Here is a 15,989-nt window from a genome sequence, read left to right as displayed (position 1 = left end):
GGAGCAACTTACGGAGCGCTCAACAAGCGCAAAAAAGCACGGAATTTCAGTAGGAAATCCGGGCTTCTTAAAATTAGACTTTTTGCAAGAATTCTTTCACTTCTTCCCCTTCGCGGAACAAGCCAAGCCGCTTGATCTCCCAATGAAGGCGAATACCTGAATTCTCATAAACTTTAGCGCGAACAGTTTCGCCGAGCGTTTCAAGGTCATGGCCGGTCGCATTTCCGGTATTGATCATGAAATTGCAGTGCATCTCAGACATCTGCGCGCCACCAACACGCAGGCCGCGACAGCCCGCCTTGTCGATTTCTTTCCACGCAGATGTGCCTTCAGGATTCTTGAAGGTTGAGCCGCCGGTTTTTTCGCGCACAGGCTGAACAGTTTCACGGTGATTCTGCACCTCGTCCATGGCTTTCTGAATTTCTTCACGGTCGCCCGGACTACCTTCAAACAGAGCCGAGGTGAAAATCAGATCAGGCGACGCTGAGGAATGCCTATATGCATAACCCATATCCGCATTGGACAGGACATGCAGTTCACCCTTGCGATCAAGCGCACGCACTTCCACAACACGCTCACGCGTCTCAACGCCATTGGCACCGGCATTCATGCGCAGAGCGCCGCCAATGCCCCCGGGAATGCCGTGGTAGAAATGAAAGCTACTCAGACCCGCTTCAAGTGCTGCCGCTGCCACGCGCTTATCCGGCGTCGCAGTCCCTGCCCTGAGCTGGGTTTCGGAAACACGTTCGACTTCGCCAAAACCCTTGGCCGATAGCCTGACAACAAAACCTGGAATGCCACCGTCACGCACCAGAAGATTGGAGCCGATACCTACAACCAGAAGCGGAATCTCTTCCGGCACAGCTTTCAGAAATTCCGACAAATCTTCTTCGTCAGCAGGCTGAAACAGAACCTGCGCAGGACCACCGGCACGGAACCACGTAATCTTGTCCATGCCGGTATCCGGCATCATCCGGCCGCGAAGACCGGAAAGCCTGCCATCAAGCTTCTTGAGAAGCGTTTCGCCGCTTTCCATTACTTTGCACCCTGTTCAGCCAATTCTTTCGGCAATGCATAAGCCCACTGTGTAATGTTGCCTGCACCGAGGCAAACCACGAAATCACCAGGCTCTGCGATAGAAGCCACCAACGGCGCCAATGCTTCAGGGCCGCTTGCATAACGTGCATCGCGATGACCAGCAGTCTTGATGCGCGACACGAGCGTTTCCGAGTTCACACCTTCAATCGGGTCTTCGCCAGCTGTGTAAACCGGTGTTACGATAACCGTGTCGGCATCATTGAAGCACGCTGCAAACTCATCAAACAGGCTGTGAAGGCGTGTATAGCGGTGCGGCTGAACAATGCCGATTACTCGACCTTTGGTTGCTTCGCGTGCTGCTTTCAGAACAGCTCGAATTTCAACCGGATGGTGGCCGTAGTCATCGAAAATTTCGACACCATTCCAGGAGCCGGTATGAGTGAAGCGACGCTTGACCCCACCGAACGCACCCAAACCACGACGGATATCGTCGGCTGTTATGCCAAGTTCATTTGCGACTGCAATCGCTGCCGTTGCGTTTGAAACATTGTGCATACCCGGCATCGGCAAGCGGAGATCCTTGATCTCAACCGTGTCGCCCTTGCGTGAGCGGATCAGCACATCAAACAGGCTCGTTGCGCCATCCATGCGATGATTAACAAAGCGGACATCCGCCTGCGGGTTCTGACCATAGGTGATGATGCGACGATCTTCGATGCGGCTTACCAGAGCCTGCACTTCAGGGTGGTCAAGACACATCACGCCAAAGCCATAGAATGGTACGTTTTCGACGAACTGCGCAAAAGCTGCACGTACATTGTCGAAATTGCCGTAGTGATCCAGATGTTCAGGATCGATGTTGGTAACAACCGCAATATCGGCTGGCAGTTTCAGGAAGGTGCCATCGCTTTCATCGGCTTCAACAACCATCCAGTCACCATCGCCCATACGAGCATTGGTGCCATAGGCATTGATAATGCCGCCGTTGATGACTGTGGGATCGAGATGACCTGCATCGAGCAAAGCTGCAACCATCGATGTGGTCGTGGTTTTGCCATGTGTGCCGCCGATGGCAACCGCACGACGGAAGCGCATCAGCTCGGCCAGCATTTCAGCGCGGCGAACAATCGGCAGAAGCTTTTCGCGGGCGGCAGCTAATTCCGGATTGGTTTTCTTGATGGCAGTCGAAACGACGATGACTTCCGCGTCGCCAAGGTTCTCGGCCTTATGACCGACAAAGACCTCAATGCCCTTCTCGCGTAGACGCTGCACATTGGCGCTGTCCGACTGATCAGAACCCTGAACCTTATAGCCCAGATTGTGCAGCACTTCCGCGATACCGCTCATGCCAATGCCGCCGATCCCGATAAAATGGACAAGCCCGATGTTGAGCGGCATTTTCATGGCCGAGTTCCTTCTTTCAATTCCTGAACTGATTTTCCTGCTGCAATAGCCTCTGCAAGATCGGCAAGCAACTGCGCGGCATCAGGCTTCCCAACGCTTTTCGCAGCTTTTGCCTGTTGCTCAAGCCTTTCTGGCTCGTTAATCGCTGCGCTAATGATGCTGGCCAGCCGTTCTGGCGTAAGTTCAGCCTGCCGAACCACATCGCAACCGCCTGCCGCAGCAAGAGCCGCCGCATTCGCCGCCTGATCATGATCAAGCGCATGTGGAAACGGCACCAGCATGGCCGGACGGCCAATCGCCGCAATTTCTGAAACGGTAGAAGCGCCCGAACGCGAGATAACGAAATGCGCATCTGCAATACGGGCTGGCATATCGTTAAAGAACGGAGCTACATCAGCCGGAATCTTGAGCTTCTGATATGCGGCACGGACAGCCGCTTCATCCTCTTTACGCGCCTGCTGTGTAATCAGCAGCCTTGCGCGTTCGCTCTCGGGCAAAAGCGCGATTGCTTCTGGGATCGCATTTGAGAAAAACTGCGCGCCCTGACTGCCACCAAACACCAGAAGGCGAAAACGCTGACCCTCTTTGGCTGGCTTATAAGGCGTGTTGGCAGCAGCAAGCACTGGCGGGCGAACCGGATTGCCGGTCGCAACAATCTTGTCAGCGAACGCACCGCTTGTTTCTGGCAGAAACCCGCCAGCAATCGCTTTCACGCGCGAAGCCAAGCCCTTATTGGCGCGCCCCATGACAGCGTTCTGCTCATGCACCATGGTCGGGATACCCATATTGCTCGCGGCATAAAGCGGCGGCAATGTTGGGTAGCCACCAAAACCAGCGACGAGCTTGGGCTTCAAGCGACGAAATAGTTTGCGGCTATCGAGATTACCCTGCCAGAGTGACCACAATGTGCGTGCCAGCGCAATCGGATTGCGCCCTGCAATAGTGGCTGAACGGATCACATGCACATGGTCTTCTGCAAAGGCACCGGCAAAACGCTGCGCGCGTGCGTCCGTTGCCAGATGCACATCCCAGCCGCGAGACTTCAGTTCGTGCGCCAGTGCTTCAGCTGGAAACAGATGGCCGCCTGTTCCCCCGGCGGCCAATACAATTACGCCTTTTCCCATAGTCCCCTCACAAAGCCGGAATGCGCTCGCCCATGCTGACCGTATGCGTCATGCGCGCTTCCGGACGACGGCGTGTTAAAGCCAGCAGGATGCCCATGGTGATCGCAATAGCAACAAGCGAAGAGCCGCCATAGGAGATAAACGGCAGAGTCATGCCCTTGGCAGGCATCAGATGCAGATTAACCGCCATGTTGATGATCGACTGGAAGCCGAACAGAATCACGATGCCGGACACAGCGAGACGTGTGAAAGCATCGCGCTCACGCAGCGCAATCGAAAGTCCGCGGATCACGATAAACGCGAACAGCGCCATGATTATCATGCACAGAATGATGCCGTATTCTTCTGCGGCAACCGAGAAGATAAAGTCGGTGTGGCTATCCGGGATGATACGCTTAACGGTGCCTTCACCCGGTCCCTGCCCGAACCAGCCGCCACGCAGAATGGCTTCGCGCCCTGCATCCACCTGGAATGTATCACCTTCACCGGTCATGAAGCGGTTAACACGGCCCGCAACGTGATCGAGCGTCATGTATGCACCAAACGCACCGACAACGGCGATGCCGCCAAGAACCAGAATCCAGAACATCGGCAAACCGGCGAGGAAGAACATCGCGCCCCATGTGCCGGTGGTGAGCATTGTCTGACCAAAGTCAGGCTGCAGCATCAACAGACCAGCAGTCACACAGAACAGCATCATCGCCAGAAAATAGCCCGGCATCTCGCCGCCGCGTTCGCGCTCGGAGAAAAGCCATGCACAGATGACCACAAAAGCGGGTTTCATGAACTCGGAGGGCTGAATGGAAATGCCTGCAAGACTGACCCAGCGGCGCGCACCCTTGATCTCGATACCGACGAAAAGTGCTGCTGCCATCAGAAACAGCGAGGCGCAGAGCAGGATCAGCGCAAAACGCCTGATCTGGCGTGGCGACAGGAACGAGACACCGATCATCACTGCAACAGCCGGAATCATGAAGAAGGTCTGTCGTTCCACGAAATGGAAGCTATCAAGGCCAATGCGCTGCGCAACGGCAGGGCTTGCAGCAAAGGACAACAGCACACCAAGCCCCATCAGGGCCAGACATGCAGCCAGAAAGTAACGGTCGATTGTCCACCACCAATTGGCGACAGCACCACGGTCAACACGACTTACCATCAGCTTTCCCCTCTCATTGGCTCAATACCCGGGAGCGCAAGCACGGCGTTGCGGAATGCATCGCCGCGTTTTTCAAAATTCTGGAACTGGTCGAAGCTCGCACAGGCTGGCGAAAGCAGAACCACTGGTTCTGCTGCTGCATCATTGCCTGCATCGCGTGCAGCATGTTCAACTGCAACAGCCAGCGTGTCGGAAATCTCAAATGTCACCGCATCTCCCAGCGTCGCAGCAAACTGCGCCGCAGCTTCACCAATCAGATAGGCTTTGGTAATGCGCGGGAAAAACTCCGATAAAGCGCTGATACCACCAGCCTTGGGCACGCCGCCAGCGATCCAGTAAATGTGGTTCGCAAAAGACGACAGCGCAGGCGCGGTTGCTTCGGCATTGGTTGCCTTGGAATCATTGACGAACAGAACCTTGCCGCGATGACCAACCTGTTCCATGCGATGCGCAAGACCGGGGAAGCTTTTCAGACCTGCACGAATTTCTTCAATCGAAAGGCCGACCGACAAACAGGCCACGATTGCAGCCAACGCGTTCTGCGCATTATGTGCGCCGCGCAGCGAACCAATTCCTTCCAGTGAAGCGAGTTCTTCAACCTTGCCGCTCAATGTCGAATAGAGCTTTGCACCTTCAGCGAATGCACCGTTCTCAAGGCGCTTATCCTTGGAAATACGTGCGACTTTTACGCCCTTGCTTTCAAGACGATCCGCAATGCTCCCGCAATATTCATCGTCCACACCAACGATTGCCACACCGCTTTTCTCAACAAGCCGCTGCTTAATGGCAGCATAGTTTTCCATGGAGCCATGGCGGTCGAGATGATCAGGCGTAAGATTGAGAAGAATACCAGCAGTGGGATTGAGCGACGGTGCCAGATCAATCTGGTAGGACGAGCACTCGACCACATAGAAACGATCCGGTGCGGGCGCTTCCAATGTGAGGATCGCCGTGCCGATATTGCCGCCGAGCTGCATGTCGCGGCCCGAAGCCTTAATGATATGCGCAATCAGCGCGGTCGTGGTGGATTTGCCGTTCGTTCCGGTGATGGCGATAAACGGACAATCCGGCGCAATATGATTGCGTTCACGCACGAAAAGTTCAACATCGCCGATAATCTCGACACCGGCAGCATGAGCGAGATCAACTGTCCAGTGTGGCTTTGGATGCGTCAACGGCACACCGGGCGAAAGCACAAAGGCAGCGAACTGCGACCAGTCCGCTTGCCTCAAATCACCAGTCGCTATACCCGCGCTCTGTGCGCGGGCAACACTGTCGGGATTATCATCCCAGGCAATGATCTTCGCTCCACCCGCCACAATGGCCTTGGCGGTAGCGATGCCCGACCCACCCAGTCCGAAGAGGGCTACAGTCTTATCTTTAAGGGCGGTGATCGGGATCATTCTGCTTGCCTGTTATCTGAGCTTCAATGTGGAAAGGCCGATCATGGCGAGGATAATTGCCACGATCCAGAAACGGATCACGACCTGGCTCTCCGTCCAGCCCTTCTTTTCAAAATGATGATGAATTGGTGCCATCAGGAAGACGCGCTTGCCGGTGAGTTTGAACGAACCAACCTGAATGATGACCGAGAGTGCTTCAACCACAAACAAACCACCGATGATGGCAAGAACGATTTCGTGCTTGGTTGCAACAGCAACCGTGCCGAGCATCCCGCCGAGCGCCAGCGAGCCAGTGTCACCCATGAAGATTGCTGCGGGGGGAGCATTGAACCAGAGGAAACCAAGACCTGCGCCGATAACAGCGCCCAGTACAACGGCCAGTTCACCCGTGCCTGGAACAAAATGGATTTGCAGGTAATCGGCAAAGATCGCATTACCCGAAAGGTAGGCGATGAAGCCGAACGAGGCCGCAGCAACCATCACAGGCACAATCGCAAGACCGTCAAGACCGTCAGTCAGGTTCACCGCATTGCCGGCGCCAACCATGACGAAGGCTGCCAATGGAATGAAGAACCAGCCGAGGTTCAGAACAAACTGCTTTACAAACGGGAACGTCAGCGATGAGGAGAACGGCTCCTGTCCTGCCCGCATGATGATGAAGGCTGCAATCGCCGCAATCAGAAACTCGATGCCCAGACGCGATTTACCGGAAAAGCCTTTATCCGACTGTTTCGTGACCTTGAGATAGTCGTCGTAAAAGCCGATTGCACCAAATCCAACTGTGACCATCAGCACGACCCAGACATAGACGCTGGCGAGATTGGCCCAGAAGAAGCAGGAGACCAGAATACCGGTCATAATCATCAGGCCGCCCATGGTGGGCGTACCAGCTTTCTTGAAGTGGGTCTGAGGGCCATCAGCACGGATCGGCTGACCTTTTCCCTGTCGCGCGCGCAGCGAATTGATGATCGCAGGGCCGAACAAGAACACGATCAACGCCGAGGTAATCATCGCCCCGCCAGTGCGGAACGTGATGTAGCGGAACACGTTAAACGGTGTCACATGCTCGGCGAAGATTGAAAGAAGCATCAACATGCTGAGAAAAATCCCTCAAAAACTGCTACTCGGCAGGCACCACTGGCGGAAACTGATTGGTAAGCGCCTTGACGATCTTGGAAAAGCCAATCCCCTTGGATGACTTCACCATGACAACATCGCCGGGACGCACAGCCTTCGTCACCAGCGGCAACAATTCATCGGTGCTCTGCCTGTATTCGACGCTAATTTCAACCGGCAAGGCATTTTTGAGCACCGACATTTCGCGTCCGCCGATATAAAGCACGTTCACTTCCGCATCGACGATGGGGCGTGCAAGATCGGCATGAAGCTTTCCAGACTGACGGCCAAGCTCCAGCATATCGCCCAGAATTGCGATGCGACGACCACGCGGGCCTTCAGGCGGTGTTGCATGAAGCAGCGACAGCGATGCACGCATCGAGGTCGGGTTTGCATTGTAGCTTTCATCAATCAGCGTGAAGGAACCGCCATCCGGATGCTCCAGAACATGACGCGCGCCGCGTCCGCCTTCAGCAGTCAAAGTTGCCATGGCAATGGCAACCTTTGCCATATCTGCACCAACGAGATGGGCCGCGCCAAGTACAGCAAGCATATTCTGCACGATATGGCGTCCCGGCATGCCGACTTTTACAACCGCTTCTTCGTTACCGATCTTCACTGTCATGCATGAGCAGGTCGGATGCATCTTCACTTCGCGCAGGCGATATTCGGAACGCGCATTTTCGCCAAAGGTGATAATATGCTCGACGCCTGCCTTTTCGGCGAGTTCTTCAAGCTGCTTGAAGCGCTTGTCGTCGCGATTGAGAAGCGCATAACCACCCGGCACAACGCCTTCAAAAATCTCGGCTTTTGCAACTGCGATTTCTTCGAGATTTGCAAAGTGACCAAGATGTGCCGGTGCGATCAACGTAATCAGCGCCACATGCGGGCGAACCATCTTAACCAGTGGTCGGATTTCGTCGTGGTGGTTCATGCCGATTTCAAACACACCATAATCGGTATCAGCTGGCATACGGGCGAGCGTCAGCGGCACGCCCCAATGATTGTTAAACGACGCAACCGACGCATGGACCTTGCCTGAATCGGCCAGCACATGACGCAGCGCTTCCTTGGTCGTCGTTTTACCGACAGAACCGGTAACAGCAATGATCTGGGCTTTGGAACGATCACGCGAGGCAATACCGAGCTTGATCAAGGCTTCAAGCACGTCTTCAACCACGATCATCGGAACCTTGAGATTACCGAGAGCCGGAAGACGGGATTCGTTGACGACCAGAAGACCAGCACCAGCTGCCATAGCAGCCGTTGCAAAATCATGTCCATCAAACAATTCGCCTTTGATTGCAAAGAAAGCTTCGCCCTCTTTCAGCGTACGGCTATCGATAGAAATCCCGGTGATACCCGCAGGCAACGTACCGAAAGGCCGGCCTTCCATGGCCTCCACCATATCGGCAGATGTCCAAAGCCAGTCACTCATCCCTTATGCTCCTCAAGGCGTGCTGCTAGTGCAGCCGCCACTTCCGTATGATCCGAGAACGGCAGCGTGATGTCGCCGACGATCTGGCCTTCTTCGTGTCCCTTACCCGCAACCACCAGTGTGTCACCGGGCATCATCATGGAAACTGCAGTGAAAATTGCCTCGCGACGGTCGCCTATTTCGGTGGCACCGGGGGCTGCAGCCATGATTTCCGAACGGATTTGTGCGGGCACTTCCGACCGTGGATTGTCGTCAGTTACAATGGCAACATCAGCCAGACGCGCAGCGATTTCACCCATGATCGGGCGCTTGCCCTTGTCACGGTCACCGCCACAGCCAAACACCACGATCACGCGTCCAGTTGTAAATGGACGCACGGAAGTAAGAACGTTTTCAAGTGCTTCCGGCTTATGTGCGTAGTCCACATAGGCAGGAGCGCCCTCTTCCGTGGCTCCAACAAGATCAAGACGTCCCGGCGCACCCTTGAGGCGCTCAAGTGCACGCATGGCAGCCGCAGCCGGAACACCCGTAACCATCGCGAGACCTGCCGACACAAGCGCATTCGCAACCTGAAAATCACCAGCCAGCGGCAGTTCGATTTCAAAAATTTCGTCAGCAATGCGCACTTCAATGTGCTGGCGGAAACGTTCATGCTCAACGCGTTTGATGGTGATGAAATCACCTTTGCGACCAACAGTCTTCACATCGCAACCAGCGGCTTTTGCAGCTTCAATCGCCTGTGGCGAGAACTGGTCATCCGCAAAAATGATTGCAGGCGCACCTTTTGGAAGCAGCGTATCGAACAGGCGCATCTTGGCGTGCAGATATTCTTCGATCGTCGCATGATAATCCATGTGATCGCGACCGAGATTGGTGAACGCGCCAGCAGCAAGCTTCACGCCGTCAAGGCGACGCTGATCAAGACCATGGGACGAGGCTTCCATCGCGGCATGGGTCACACCTTCATCGGCAAGCTCTGCGAGCACGCGATGCAGTTCAACCGGATCAGGTGTCGTCAGCGAATTATAATCACTGCGGGTTGGCGAGAAAACGCCTGTCGTTCCGATATTGGCCGCAGGAAAACCCGCATAAGCCCATATCTGTCGGGTAAACGAAGCAACAGAAGTCTTGCCGCTGGTACCCGTCACGGCAACCATGACTTCAGGCTGCTTGCCATAAAATTGAGCGCTCGCAACGGCCAGTGCATGACGCGGATCTTCAACATGCAGAACAGGCACACCGAGGTTTTCAATGGCTGCATTCTTGCCAGCGATAACGGCAAAAGCACCACGCTTGACGGCATCGACTGCATAGGCGGAGCCATCCGCTTTTACACCTTTGAGAGCCGCAAAAAGGAAGCCGCGCTCGACTTTACGAGAATCTGAGGTGACGCCAACAATGTCCACTTCGCCCGCAGCGCCGGAGGCCAGTTCCTTAAAGAGTGTAATTTCCTTCAGCTTCATGGTCATACCAAATCCAGGTTCAGTGGTGCAGTTTCCGCTTCCCGCTACAACTACACAAATCAGTCGTTTATCGAATCAGCAGAAGCGATCTCTGATGCTGCTGGCGCAAATTCCTGTTTAAAATCGGGCTTAACCCCCAAAAATGAGGCTGAGCGCCTAATAATATCGGCGACCATTGGCGCAGCATTAAGACCAGCGGTCGCGCTGTACTTGCCTTCTTCCGGCTTAGGCTCGTCAATAATAGTCAGAACGACGTAGGTAGGATCGTCCATCGGGAAGGATGCGAGGAATGCATTGAAGCGCACATCCTTCGAATAGCGGCCATGCACGACCTTTTCAGCCGTACCCGTCTTGCCGCCGACACGATAGCCCTGAACCGTTGCACGTTTACCCGAACCGCCTGGCGCGGTTGAGTTCAGGCGATAAAGATAACGCATGTCCGCTGACACCTGCGGATGAATAACCTGCTGCGCCACCTGATCGGCCTGAGCCTGCGTGCGTGTAAGGAATGTCGGCTCAATCAGCTTGCCGCCATTCATCAAAGCTGCTGCACCAACAGCGGTCTGCAGCGGCGTGGTCATCATGCCGTGTCCGAACGAAATGGTCATCGAGTGAACCTTCTTCCAGACGCGCGGCTCGACCGGGCGCGCCACTTCAGGCAGCTCAGTCTGCATACGGTCAAGAAGACCCATTTTCTTCAGGAACGCACGATGACCTTCAATGCCGACAACGTTGGCTTCATGACCTGAACCAATGTTGGATGAGAAGATAAAGACTTCAGGCAGCGTCAAAACGCGGCCTTTGCCGTGGAAGTCGCGGATTGTCTGACGACCAATAACCAGCGGACGCGACGCATCGATCCTCGAATTGAGATTAAACTTGCCCGAATCTAGCGCCATTGCTGTGGTGAAGCTCTTGATCGTCGAGCCCATTTCGTAGGTACCCGCCGACATGCGGTTCAAGCGATCCTTATCGAGCGCGTTAACCGGATTGTTCGGATCAAAATCCGGCACCGAAGCCATAGCAATGACTTCGCCGGTCTTCACGTTGAGAACCACGGCACCCGCAGCAATCGCGCGATAACGTTCCATCGCCTTGACGAGAACGTCGCGCATGATGTGCTGCACGCGGATATCGATCGAGAGCTTGATCGGCTCAAGCGATTGCCCGGTTGCCATACCGACGGCGCGAAGATCGCTCAGTCCCTGACTGTCGATATATTTTTCCATACCCGCAATGCCCTGATTGTCGACATTAACGAGACCAAGAATATGCGAAGCGGTTGGACCACCCGGATAAAAGCGGCGCTTTTCCGTACGGAAGCCGATACCGGGCACACCCAGAGCCATAATCTGGCTCTGCTGGCGTGGCGTCAGACCACGCTTCACCCAGACGAAGCCTGCTCCACTTTTCAGACGGCGATAGGTCGCTTCCCAGTCGAGATCGGGAATAACGGTTGAGAGAAGTTCGATTGTTTCATCCGGATCGACGATCTTGCGTGGCTCGGCAAACAGCGAAGCGGTCTTGATATCAGTCGCAAGGATTTCACCATTGCGATCCAGAATGTCCGGGCGCGATGCGAGCTGGTGCACGGCAGGGCCGCCAGAGTCATCACCCTCGCCGCCAATCACACCGAAATAAACCAGCTTACCGCCGATCACGCCATAAATGCCGACGAAGCAGGCAATGGCCATCCAAAGACGATTACGTGCGCGATTGCCGTGCTTTTTACGCGAGCCGACAAAAGCCATATTGCCGGCCAGCTTTTCATTGCCAGCCGGCTCAAAGCCGTCATTGGTGTTCTGTTTGTTCTTCTTGGAAAATCCGAGCTTCAGCCGCATGATTAGTGCCTCGCTCCATTCTTCTTGATGCTGCCAGTGGTTGTCGCGTCTGGCTCCAGAACGCCACTTGCCACCAGTTCATCGCTACCTGAAATAAGTTTCTGAATATCATCCAGCTGACGCTCTGGGATGTCTTCCACGCCCATAGCAAGCTGCTCTGCTTCAATTGGCTGGAGCTTCAACTCTTCCGCGTAAACGCCAACGAGGCTCTGCAGACGACCTGGCTGTGTCATCAATGCCCAATCCGCGCGCAATAGCGTAATCGTATCCTTCTCGGAATCGATCTGACGCTTGAGCTTGGCAATAACAGCGATCTGCCTTTCCGCATCATATTTGATGGTATAGGTGATCGTTGCTGCCACCAGCATCGCCGCTATCATGATGAGTTCAAAAGTACGCAGCACTCGTTCAACTCCGGGCCAGTTCATACGTTTCAGGCAGCTTTGGCAGCCCGAAAAGTGAAAGATCATCTTCTAGAGGCGGATTTTCAGTCCTCAGTCCCGCACGCAGTTTTGCAGAGCGAGCACGAGGATTACGCTCTTCTTCTTCGGCGCTCGGTCCAACAGCCCCTTTTACCGCAGCGGTAAAGCTTGGAAGGCGCACATGCGTTTCCGGCAAATGCCGCGATCCAGCGCTACCACCGGCACGATCAGCAAAGTAGCGCTTGACCATACGATCTTCGAGCGAATGGAAGGTCACGACAACAAGGCGACCACCGGGCTTCAGAATACGTTCGGCTGCAAGCAATGCTCGCGCCAGTTCACCAAGCTCATCATTCACATAGATGCGCAAAGCCTGAAACACGCGCGTTGCAGGATGAATAGGTACTTTGGGGTTACGGCCGACCAGCGATTCAATCGCATTGGCTAGATCAAGTGTGCGTGTGAAAGGCTGTGTTTCGCGACGCTTTTCAATCATGCGCGCGATGCGACCTGCATGACGCTCTTCGCCGAGAAAATTAAAGATGCGTGCGAGATCGCCCATCTTCAGGCGGTTCACCACATCGGCAGCGCTTGGACCGTTGCGCGACATGCGCATGTCGAGCGGCCCATCCTTCTGGAAGGAAAAGCCACGCTCGGCTTCATCGATCTGCATCGACGAGACACCGATATCGAGCACAACGCCATCCACCTTCGCGCCTTCTCCCTCGACTGTTTCAACAGCTTCATCCAGTGCCGAAAACCGGCTTTCAACCAGATTGAGCCTGCCTTCGAACTGCTTTTCCATGACACGACCGGCTGCAATGGCAGTCGGGTCGCGGTCAATCGCGATTACGCTTGCGCCCTGCTCCAGAATACGTCGGGTATAACCGCCCGCACCGAATGTGCCATCGACGATTACTTTGCCGGTTTCGGGTTTCAGGGCATCGATCACTTCGGAAATAAGCACCGGAACGTGACGGACCTGAGCCCCTTCGGCTTGAGATTGGTCTCCGCCGAGGCTAGCCATCATCCCGATCCTTTCCCGGGATCAAGTCCCGCTATCCTGTGTTTTCTGTATGGATTCCGGCCAATTGTAGACGAGCTTCGATTTGGCGGATTCGTTCAAACAGTTATCGGATATTAAGCTTAATGAACCGTTATCCTTTGTAACGCCCATACAGAAAACCAAGGCTTATACAAAAGTTTTTCTGGCATCATTTCAGCTTGCCGAAAGACCGAAAACTGCGCGCCCAACCGGCAGTCAGTTCGTCCAATAACCAGATCCAACGATCACATAGATATGAAAAAAGCCCCCATTTGCTGCCGTTGACGGCAAGCCATGCCGGCGTTATTAATTGCAAATAATTCGCAATTGCATTTTGAAAGCTTAACGCATGGCATTTAAGATGGCCCCTCGGGGAAGCACGCCCCCCGCTCCGCAAGACGTTACATTTGAAGGTTGGCGTCGTGATCGGGGCGAAGCCTCGATGTCCGATGTACACCGGTCTATACGGGTAAACCGATCCGGCTCAAAACTTCGCCGCGCAATGGCTTTCTTTGGCCCCGGTTATCTTGTCGCCGTAGGCTATATGGACCCCGGCAACTGGGCCACCTCGCTCGCAGGTGGCTCCCGCTTCGGCTATATGCTGCTGTCGGTCGTGTTGATTTCAAATCTCATGGCAGTACTTCTGCAAGCACTATGCACCCGGCTTGCGGTTGCGACCGGTCGCGATCTCGCTCAAGCCTGCCGCGATGCCTATCCACGCTTTCTCGCCTGGCCTCTGTGGTTTTTGGCAGAACTTGCCATCTGCGCCACCGATCTTGCCGAGGTTATCGGCACGGCAATCGGTCTCAATCTGCTTTTCGGCATTCCGCTGGAAATCGGCGTCATCATTACCGCCGCAGACGTGCTTCTTGTTCTCTATCTCCAGAACAAAGGCTTTCGTCGGGTCGAAGCACTCATCATCACGCTGCTCGGCGTCATTGCGCTCTGCTTCCTGATCCAGATTTTGATGGCTGAACCCAAATGGGGCGAAGTGATCCGCGGCTTTGCGCCAACCACAGAAATCATCCGCAATCCGGATATGCTCTATATAGCATTGGGCATTATTGGTGCGACCGTGATGCCGCATAACCTCTATCTCCATTCCGGCATCATTCAGACACGCGATTACGGGCATACTTTGCCGGAAAAGCGTGAAGCAATACGCTTTGCAACACTCGACTCGACGATTGCCCTTACCTTCGCACTGCTGGTCAATGCATCGATCCTGATTTTGGCCGCAGCAAGCTTCAATGCGACAGGCAATACCACCGTCGAAGATCTCGACAAAGCCCATGCCTTGCTCAACCCGTTGCTTGGTTCCGCTCTGGCGCCAACACTGTTTGCAATTGCGCTGCTATGCTGCGGGCTTAACTCGACCATCACGGCGACCATGGCTGGTCAGATCGTGATGGAAGGCTTTATCGATATCAAACTGAAGCCCTGGTTGCGTCGCGCAATCACCCGCTTCGTCGCTATCGTGCCAGCGGCCATAGTTACGATCATGTATGGCTCGCAGGGAACGACGGAACTTCTGATCCTGTCGCAGGTGGTGCTCAGTCTTCAGCTGCCCTTTGCCATCATCCCGCTCGTGATGTTCACAGCAGAAAAGAAAAAGATGGGCGCGCTGGTGGCGCCGCGCTGGGTAACAATCCTTGCAGCAGTTACCGCTGCCATCATTGTCGTGTTGAACATGAAACTCATCTACGACTTCTTCACAGGCGTACCGATTTGAGACGGGACAGCGGCTTTCCAATCCGGAAAGCCGCTGTTTTTTACTTAACCGCTGAATTGCCACCATCAGCATAAAGCGCTGAACCGGAAACAAAGCTTGCCATTGGCCCTGCAAGAAAGAGTGCCGCCTGTGCAATTTCTTCCGGCTGCGCAATCCGTTTCATTGCATGGAGGCCCGCCGCCCACTCTTTCTGCGCGTCACTGCCTGCCATCGGCGTATCGACACCGCCCGGCAAAAGCGCATTGGCTCTGATGCCTTGCGCGCCATAATCTGCAGTGATGCCCTTCACCAATCCCATTAACCCAGCCTTTGCGGCACCATAGAGCGACATTCCAGGAATGCCGACACTGGTGCCAACAAAGGTCGATGTAAAAATGATCGAACCGCCGCCGGACTTGAGCATGAATGGTATCTGCGATTTCGCGCCGAGAAATGCCGATGTCAGATTTCCGGCAATCACCTTGTTCCAATCATCAAGGCTTGCTTCTGTCATCGGTCCGATGGGGCCGACCGTGCCAGCATTGTTAAAAGCAATATCAAGACGACCGAACTCATTTTGCGCAACGGCTATGAGTTTCTCATGTGTTTCAGCTCGTGAAGCATCACCAGCCACATAATGTGCTTCGCGGCCAAGCTCTTTGATAGCTTGCGCTACTGGCACCAACCCTGCCTCATTGCGGGCATTTAGAACGATAGCTGCACCTTGCGCAGCAAACAGTATTGCCGTAGCGCGCCCTATTCCCGACGACGCACCGATAATGATTGCGACCTTATCTTGTAAAATCGACATGGAAACCTCCTTGATTG

Annotated in this window: 13 protein-coding genes; 1 reads left to right on the top strand and 12 read right to left on the bottom strand. The window is 54.6% G+C overall.

The genetic code is table 11. The features are described from left to right. Nucleotides 1–73: 73 nt before the first annotated feature. The 11 genes from murB to rsmH are packed head-to-tail and all read right to left on the bottom strand — an operon-like array spanning nucleotide 74 to nucleotide 13,435. Nucleotides 74–1,036 (bottom strand): UDP-N-acetylmuramate dehydrogenase, encoded by a 963-nt coding sequence (murB, locus tag QSJ70_RS01235; RefSeq protein WP_285534520.1) that lies wholly within the window; start codon nucleotides 1,034–1,036, stop codon nucleotides 74–76. Beyond that, a complete protein-coding gene (gene murC / locus QSJ70_RS01230; RefSeq protein ID WP_064320826.1) occupies nucleotides 1,036–2,442 on the bottom strand; it encodes a UDP-N-acetylmuramate--L-alanine ligase in 1,407 nt (468 codons plus the stop codon). Before murC ends, murB begins: the two co-directional genes overlap by 1 nt. Further along, nucleotides 2,439–3,566, bottom strand: coding sequence for an undecaprenyldiphospho-muramoylpentapeptide beta-N-acetylglucosaminyltransferase (murG, locus tag QSJ70_RS01225; RefSeq protein ID WP_007875795.1), 1,128 nt, complete (start codon nucleotides 3,564–3,566; stop codon nucleotides 2,439–2,441). Before murG ends, murC begins: the two co-directional genes overlap by 4 nt. Nucleotides 3,567–3,573: 7 nt before the next feature. Continuing rightward, nucleotides 3,574–4,722, bottom strand: coding sequence for a putative lipid II flippase FtsW (gene ftsW / locus QSJ70_RS01220; protein WP_007875797.1), 1,149 nt, complete (start codon nucleotides 4,720–4,722; stop codon nucleotides 3,574–3,576). Further along, complete coding sequence (gene murD, locus QSJ70_RS01215; protein WP_285534518.1) at nucleotides 4,722–6,125, bottom strand: UDP-N-acetylmuramoyl-L-alanine--D-glutamate ligase; 1,404 nt, start codon at nucleotides 6,123–6,125, stop codon at nucleotides 4,722–4,724. The genes ftsW and murD overlap by 1 nt, the downstream gene beginning before the upstream one ends. 12 nt (nucleotides 6,126–6,137) lie before the next feature. Continuing rightward, the gene (mraY, locus tag QSJ70_RS01210; protein WP_007875799.1) at nucleotides 6,138–7,220 is read right to left on the bottom strand and encodes a phospho-N-acetylmuramoyl-pentapeptide-transferase; all 1,083 of its coding nucleotides are present in this window, start codon (nucleotides 7,218–7,220) and stop codon (nucleotides 6,138–6,140) included. Between the two features lie 25 nt (nucleotides 7,221–7,245). Next, complete coding sequence (locus QSJ70_RS01205; protein WP_079212080.1) at nucleotides 7,246–8,679, bottom strand: UDP-N-acetylmuramoylalanyl-D-glutamyl-2,6-diaminopimelate--D-alanyl-D-alanine ligase; 1,434 nt, start codon at nucleotides 8,677–8,679, stop codon at nucleotides 7,246–7,248. Next, on the bottom strand, nucleotides 8,676–10,148 hold the full coding sequence (locus QSJ70_RS01200) for a UDP-N-acetylmuramoyl-L-alanyl-D-glutamate--2,6-diaminopimelate ligase (protein WP_285534517.1): 1,473 nt from the start codon (nucleotides 10,146–10,148) through the stop codon (nucleotides 8,676–8,678). Before QSJ70_RS01200 ends, QSJ70_RS01205 begins: the two co-directional genes overlap by 4 nt. A gap of 53 nt (nucleotides 10,149–10,201) precedes the next feature. Then, nucleotides 10,202–11,983, bottom strand: coding sequence for a peptidoglycan D,D-transpeptidase FtsI family protein (locus tag QSJ70_RS01195; protein ID WP_064320830.1), 1,782 nt, complete (start codon nucleotides 11,981–11,983; stop codon nucleotides 10,202–10,204). 2 nt (nucleotides 11,984–11,985) lie between these two features. After that, nucleotides 11,986–12,387, bottom strand: coding sequence for a cell division protein FtsL (gene ftsL / locus QSJ70_RS01190; RefSeq protein ID WP_007875804.1), 402 nt, complete (start codon nucleotides 12,385–12,387; stop codon nucleotides 11,986–11,988). A gap of 4 nt (nucleotides 12,388–12,391) precedes the next feature. Further along, nucleotides 12,392–13,435 carry a 16S rRNA (cytosine(1402)-N(4))-methyltransferase RsmH gene (rsmH, locus tag QSJ70_RS01185; RefSeq protein WP_192797986.1) on the bottom strand — a complete coding sequence of 348 codons (1,044 nt, stop codon included), beginning with the start codon at nucleotides 13,433–13,435 and terminating at the stop codon, nucleotides 12,392–12,394. A 457-nt stretch (nucleotides 13,436–13,892) separates the two neighbouring features. On the opposite strand from rsmH, the gene QSJ70_RS01180 reads away from it, so the two are divergent. Beyond that, nucleotides 13,893–15,182 (top strand): Nramp family divalent metal transporter, encoded by a 1,290-nt coding sequence (locus tag QSJ70_RS01180; RefSeq protein ID WP_231195821.1) that lies wholly within the window; start codon nucleotides 13,893–13,895, stop codon nucleotides 15,180–15,182. 40 nt (nucleotides 15,183–15,222) lie between these two features. Here QSJ70_RS01180 and QSJ70_RS01175 read toward each other — a convergent pair whose 3' ends face one another. Continuing rightward, on the bottom strand, nucleotides 15,223–15,972 hold the full coding sequence (locus QSJ70_RS01175) for an SDR family oxidoreductase (protein WP_285534515.1): 750 nt from the start codon (nucleotides 15,970–15,972) through the stop codon (nucleotides 15,223–15,225). Nucleotides 15,973–15,989 lie beyond the last annotated feature (17 nt).

The sequence above is a fragment of the Brucella sp. NBRC 12950 genome (assembly GCF_030268145.1).
Lineage (GTDB): Bacteria > Pseudomonadota > Alphaproteobacteria > Rhizobiales > Rhizobiaceae > Brucella.
This window is presented reverse-complemented; position numbering and strand designations above follow the sequence as displayed.